General features: G+C 64.7%; 5 protein-coding genes and 2 pseudogenes. 5 read left to right on the top strand and 2 right to left on the bottom strand.

All coding sequences use genetic code 11. The annotated features are described in order from the left end of the window. Nucleotides 1-222: 222 nt before the first annotated feature. On the top strand, nt 223-786 hold the full coding sequence (locus ABZX75_RS33750) for a M57 family metalloprotease (protein ID WP_355417902.1): 564 nt from the start codon (nt 223-225) through the stop codon (nt 784-786). 59 nt (nt 787-845) lie between these two features. After that, nucleotides 846-1,628 (top strand): hypothetical protein, encoded by a 783-nt coding sequence (locus ABZX75_RS33745; RefSeq protein ID WP_355417899.1) that lies wholly within the window; start codon nt 846-848, stop codon nt 1,626-1,628. Between the two features lie 1,000 nt (nt 1,629-2,628). Here the strand turns inward: ABZX75_RS33745 and ABZX75_RS33740 are convergent. Next, nucleotides 2,629-2,874 (bottom strand): annotated as a pseudogene (locus ABZX75_RS33740) (DDE-type integrase/transposase/recombinase); the annotation flags it as partial. A gap of 147 nt (nt 2,875-3,021) precedes the next feature. On the opposite strand from ABZX75_RS33740, the pseudogene ABZX75_RS33735 reads away from it, so the two are divergent. Next, nucleotides 3,022-3,498, top strand: a pseudogene (locus ABZX75_RS33735) (IS5 family transposase); the annotation flags it as partial. A gap of 73 nt (nt 3,499-3,571) precedes the next feature. Here ABZX75_RS33735 and ABZX75_RS33730 read toward each other — a convergent pair. Beyond that, nucleotides 3,572-3,787 carry a hypothetical protein gene (locus ABZX75_RS33730; protein ID WP_355417905.1) on the bottom strand — a complete coding sequence of 72 codons (216 nt, stop codon included), beginning with the start codon at nt 3,785-3,787 and terminating at the stop codon, nt 3,572-3,574. A 364-nt stretch (nt 3,788-4,151) separates the two neighbouring features. On the opposite strand from ABZX75_RS33730, the gene ABZX75_RS33725 reads away from it, so the two are divergent. Next, on the top strand, nt 4,152-4,517 hold the full coding sequence (locus tag ABZX75_RS33725; protein ID WP_355417896.1) for a hypothetical protein: 366 nt from the start codon (nt 4,152-4,154) through the stop codon (nt 4,515-4,517). Further along, nucleotides 4,514-5,188: a nucleotidyl transferase AbiEii/AbiGii toxin family protein gene (locus ABZX75_RS33720; protein ID WP_355417893.1), complete on the top strand. Its 675-nt coding sequence runs from the start codon at nt 4,514-4,516 to the stop codon at nt 5,186-5,188. Before ABZX75_RS33725 ends, ABZX75_RS33720 begins: the two co-directional genes overlap by 4 nt. Nucleotides 5,189-5,389 lie beyond the last annotated feature (201 nt).

Raw genomic sequence — 5,389 nt, 5'->3', positions numbered from 1 at the left:
GGCGCATCCTCCGCAAAGCCCGGATCAGCCCGAACAACCTCACGTCAATCGCCAGAGCCATCCTCACTCTGGAGACTCACCGCTGAAAAGGCTCACTGCGGGGCTTTTCGGAAGCGGGCAACGGCCGAGAGGATGATCGGCATACCTTTAAATTTCGACATCTGTCCCTAGATTATTGTACAGGGCCGCAGAGGCGTTGATTGGGAGAAAGTCATGGTAATAATGAAGAAGCGTTTCCTTTCCACGGCAGCCGCAGTGGCTCTGGCATGCGGTTTGCAGATGGCCGTAGCCTCCCCAAGCTCAGCCGAAGTTACACCCTTGGACCTGATCCCTGGCACCAGTTTGCCTCAAATCAGATTCGATGTTTCAACCGGGGTCAACCTCCCCACGTTTGGTGTCGTGCAGACCGCAATCAACAACTGGAACAACGCACTCGGTTACGACCTTATCACCTTTGGGGTTGCGGGGAAAAATAGTAGTCTATTTTTCACTGGCGCTACGGGTGTAAACGCTGCTGCCGCCGCCCAGGCAGATTTGGGCTATTGCACCGCCGGTGTTTGCAACACTCCCATTCGTCTGGGCACAAAGCTCATGGACGGAACTTATACATCAGACCAATCGATTTCAGTGGTAGCCCACGAGATCGGCCACGCCCTCGGACTGCCGCACTCATACGACAGGAGCGACTGCACGTCGCTCATGTTCAAGAGCATGCGAGAATGTGCGCCGACCGTGCCGAATGCCGATGAAATCGCCGCAGTAAAGAATACGTATCACCTTCCCTAGCGCGAACACCCCGGATTCGATAGTCGGTCTTTCCGGCCGGATGGTTAAGGAGATCTCGCATGGCTCTCATGGTATCTACAGGATTCGCCCGAAAGTTCTGGAGCGTGGCCGTGGCTTGTGTGGCCGTGGCGGGCGCCTCGGCCGCTCCCGCCGTGGCGGACGGCGTTGCAGCGCCCCTTCCGCCCCTTCCCAAGGGGCGCTATCTCAACATTCACCAGTGTGTATATAAAGGCGCTGAGGGCAACTATTATACGAACATCCTACCGAAAACGGCTGACGCGGAGTTCAATACCGGCACCAACGTCTCCGACACGCAGGAAACCTCTCCGATATGTGGGCCTGGGGGCGGCGGCTGGTTTCTTAGCGCTATCGACAACGCCGTGTTCAGCGTGAATTTGACGGATCCGAATAACCGATACCTGAACATCAATCAGTGCGTATACCACTTCCCCGCCACGGGCCGCTACCTTACGAACATCATGCCGAATACGGGTAACACGCCGTATAACACCCGCACAACCACCTCCGGAGGAGAGCCCGCCATCCCCGGCTGCGATGCAGGTACATCCCATTCGGTACATTTGCCGTTGTACTCGAGTGTATTCAATGTCGACCTTGACCAGCGAATCTTGAACATTCATCAGTGTATTTATACGGACCCCTCAGGAACGGTGTTTAGCAACATTATGCCGAACACGCCTGCCCGATACCGGGATACCGGTACCAATACCAGCACCAATATCGACCCCAAGGTCGACACTAGGCTGGTGTGCGATACACGGGGTGGCTGGCCCCTGCAATCCACCAAGTCAGGGGTGTACAGCGTCAGCCTATGGCAGTAAAGCCTGGCCCGTGAGCCGCTCAGAACCTGCCCAGGCCAGTTCCCAGTTCCCCCTTTTTTGGGCCCATGCCCTCACCGGCAGACTCCTGCACGGACGCTCCATCGCTCATGACAGCCAGAGGCCTATTCACGAGGTTCTCGGTCCGGCTCTGCTTGATCATGAGGGCGGCCCCGCTCGGTGGCGTGACGGTTGTGAAGACGTCAGGAAGCTACCCGAGACAGGGCCGTTGAGCTGGAACGTTACGACGGCCGGCTTCGGATCAACTGGACGGGCTGGTGGCGCAGGTCCACTGAGCCTTTTCCGACGTGACTGCGATGTCGGGCCGTTGATGCTCAAGGTCTTTACGCAACGACGAAGTTCCTGGTAGGCGGGTTCTCGACCAAGATCACCCATGTCCGCCGGAGCTTCACGTCCAGTGGATGGCGGCCCGGGAGGTGGGCGACATGTCGATGGCGACGTAGCGGATGTTCTTTCGCCAGGCCAGGGGGTGCCGGACAGCCAGGCCAGGACATCGGCGGCGCTGCGGCCCTCGACCTGGCCGAGCAGGCCCCCGGTGCCGAGCGCGTCGACGAACCCGGTATGTCGGCGATCCCGCGTCAGCTCCTCCGGTGCCGGGGTCCTGTTCCCAGCGGGTGCGGCCGCGGCGGGTCTCGTCGATGCCCAGCACCCCGACCTGGGGCAGCGGTGCCTCGGTCACCGTCGCGGCTGCGGCGCGGAAGGCGTCCATCACCACCGGCCAGGACAGGCCCAGGTCACGAGCGGCTGCACGACGGTGGAGCCGGCATCACGGACCCTGCGTCCGGCCCGGGCCCGCAACCGCGTCGTGTCCGGGCACCCGCCGGTATCTGGGTCTTCGAAGTTAAGCGGTGCGGAGGTGTCCGCGAGGTGCTGTCAAGTTGCTTATGTGGTAGGTCAGTTGGGGCATGCCGGTGGTGTGGGCGGTGTCTGGTGCAGGTGGTCGTGGCCAGAGTGTGGTGCCGGTGATCTGGTACCAGATGGTGAAGCGGTTGGTCATCTCGGTGCGGTTGGCGGAAGCGGTCATCCGGTGGCGGCGGGGGCGGAAGTGAGGTGAGATCCGGGAGAAGGAGGCCAGGAATCTCTGGGCGGTGCCGGTGTGCCGGAAGCCCTTCATGCGCCGCTCGCGCTCTCGTGTGGGGATATGGGAGTTTTCTGCCTGATTGTTGAGATACTTCGAGCTGCGGTGCTCGACCGAGGGCATCGTCTGGCGGTGGGCGGCACCGTAGGCCGGTGTGGTTGGCCGCCGCCAGGAGCGGTGCAACGAACCTCTTTGGCCCTGAATGGTCGCAGTCAGCAGGGTTTGCGTGGCTCGGACGATGCGGCTGATGCGGTGAGTCGCGCCTCGGCCCGGCGCCAGATTCCGGGACAGCCCTTAAAAAAAAGGGGCGAACTTGCAGGTCCGAGCCCCGTGGACCGGGGTAAGACCGGTTCCAAAATGCATGTCCTGACCGACACGAACGGACTGCCCCTACGCGTCGGGGTCACCGCCGCCACCACCCACGACAGCCTCGCGCTGAAGCCCATGACCATGGGCCACCAAACGAGACACGGCCCCACCGCGGCCGCCACTTCATACCCCAACGCCTCCACGCCGACAAGGCCTACGACATTCCTCACCTGCGCAGATGGCTCCGCGGCAAGAGGATCGGCGTCCGCATCGCCCGCAAGGGCGTCGAGTCCTCAGAGCGACTCGGACGACGCCGGTGGGTGGGTGATCGAACGGACCATGTCCTGGCTCACCGGCTACCGCCGGCTCAACCACCGCTATGAACGCCATCCCCGCAACTACCTGGCCTTTCTCGTCCTCGCCGCCACCCTCTGCTGCTACAAGCGGCTCGTCCACCTCACCACATACGGTCTAAAAGACGAAGGGCGCCCGCAGCCAGCTCCGATGGCTGGGGGCACCCTCTCGCGTGCAGACTGCGTCAGCGGTCGACGACGTCCTTGTCGAGGTCGCGGCCGACCAGGTCGACGACCAAGCCACGGTCGGTGAACTCCTTGGCTGCGTCGGCCAGCCCGTACGCGGCGGCCTGCTCGATGTCCCTTGCGCACGCCGGGAGGTGTCCATCACGGTGTCGCGCGTCGTGGGCGGACAGCTGGGCAGGTCGGTGTTGATGTGCGGGTCGCGGACGTGACGGCACGGGCCGAGGGCAATGGTGGCTGCTGCGGGATGTCTGCGTACTCGTCGTCGGCGTCGTCGTGGAGGCGGCCGATGGGCTGGGTTCTCCGAGACTGGGCAAGGCGGTGCGGGGTCCCGCCTGCCGGAGGCACGTACCCCGGCTTCGGTGTACCGGGCCGTCCCCGGCGCCGAGGACGTTCCGCTTGACGCTGTTCTCGTGGACGGGGTCGGTGTCCACGCCGAGTCCCCACGACGCACGGCGCGCGTCGGGAGATGCCGAGGCCGGGCAGGCGGGATAGCCACGATCGCGGTAGGTGGTGTAGCCGACGGGGCGGTGTGCCGCGTCTGCGGTACCGGTGACGGGCGCGACGCGGGATAATCGGGTCATGGTCATGCTCTCTTCCGGCAGCGCGGCACCTTCGGCCGCCGAGGTGCTGCACGCTCGGTATGCGGGCCGGCTGCCCGCCTCGCTGGAGAAACTCGCAGGTCCGCGGCACGGCGTGGTCGAGCTGCCGCTGCACGTGGCCTGGTCCGGACTGCGCGCCTACGACCTGGACCGCCCGCGCCTGCGCATGGGCCTGTACCGCACCGTCTTGGCCGAAGGGCAGCACGAAGACCTCGTCACCCTACTGAACCGTGACCTGCTCCTGGCACAGTGGCCCGTCCTGCGCACCCTGATCAGCAGGCACCTGCGGCAGGTCTGGGAGGAAGCCTTCCCCGAGCTGGCGACCGCGGGGTCCGCCGCCGCGTGAAACTGAGCGACCTGCACAGGCGGCTTCTGGCCGCCGTCATCGACATCGGTGCCCCGTACCCCCTGGTGATCACCGGCGGGTACGCCGTCCAGGCCCACGGCCTGGTCGAGCGGCTCAGCCAGGACCTCGACGTCGCCACCGAGAACCCGGCTCCGATGGCAGAGATCGTCGCGAGCCTGGAGCAGGGCCTGGCTGCGCGGGGCTGGCAGGTGTGCGTGGTCGACGTGGATGCTCTCTCGGCCCGGTTGATGGCCGCCGATCCGAACACCGGCGAGGAGTGCGAGGTGGACGTCCTCAAGGAGCACTTTTGGACGCCGCCTACCCAGAGCGAGTACGGGCCGGTCCTCGCCTTCGACTCCGTCATCGGAACCAAGGTCCGCGCCCTGGCCGACCGCGGCGCCGTCCGCGACTTCATCGACGTTCACGCGGCCTCACGCCACCGCACCACCAACGAGCTGGAGCGCCTCGGCAGGCGGCACGGTCGCGACGAGTTCCGTCTCCAAGACCTCCGCGACCGCCTCGCCGGCGCGGACTGGGCCGACGACGAGGAGTTCGCCGCCTACGGCCTCACCGAGGACGAGACGGCCGAGCTTCGCGCCTGGGCCCAACGCTGGGTGAGCGACCTCGACCAGCGCCTGCACGAAGACGACGGCCAGGACGACGAGGCCTGACGCGCTGGGCGCGCGGGACGGGGCATGAGATCCTGCCGCAAGATCACTGCCTTGATCCCGCGCCTGCGCAGGTAGGAGCGGTTACTGCGGGAGTCGTACGCCTTGTCTGTCCGGTGTCATCCAATCGAGGCGTTTGACAGCGAACCCAGTCGCTTCGGCTTCCTTGACAGCGAACCTAGTCGTACCGGGTGACGGACAGGC

This window comes from Streptomyces sp. NPDC003038, assembly GCF_040611115.1.
GTDB lineage: Bacteria > Actinomycetota > Actinomycetes > Streptomycetales > Streptomycetaceae > Streptomyces.
The sequence above is the reverse complement of the archived record's forward strand: the minus strand, read 5'-3'. Positions and strand labels throughout refer to the sequence as shown.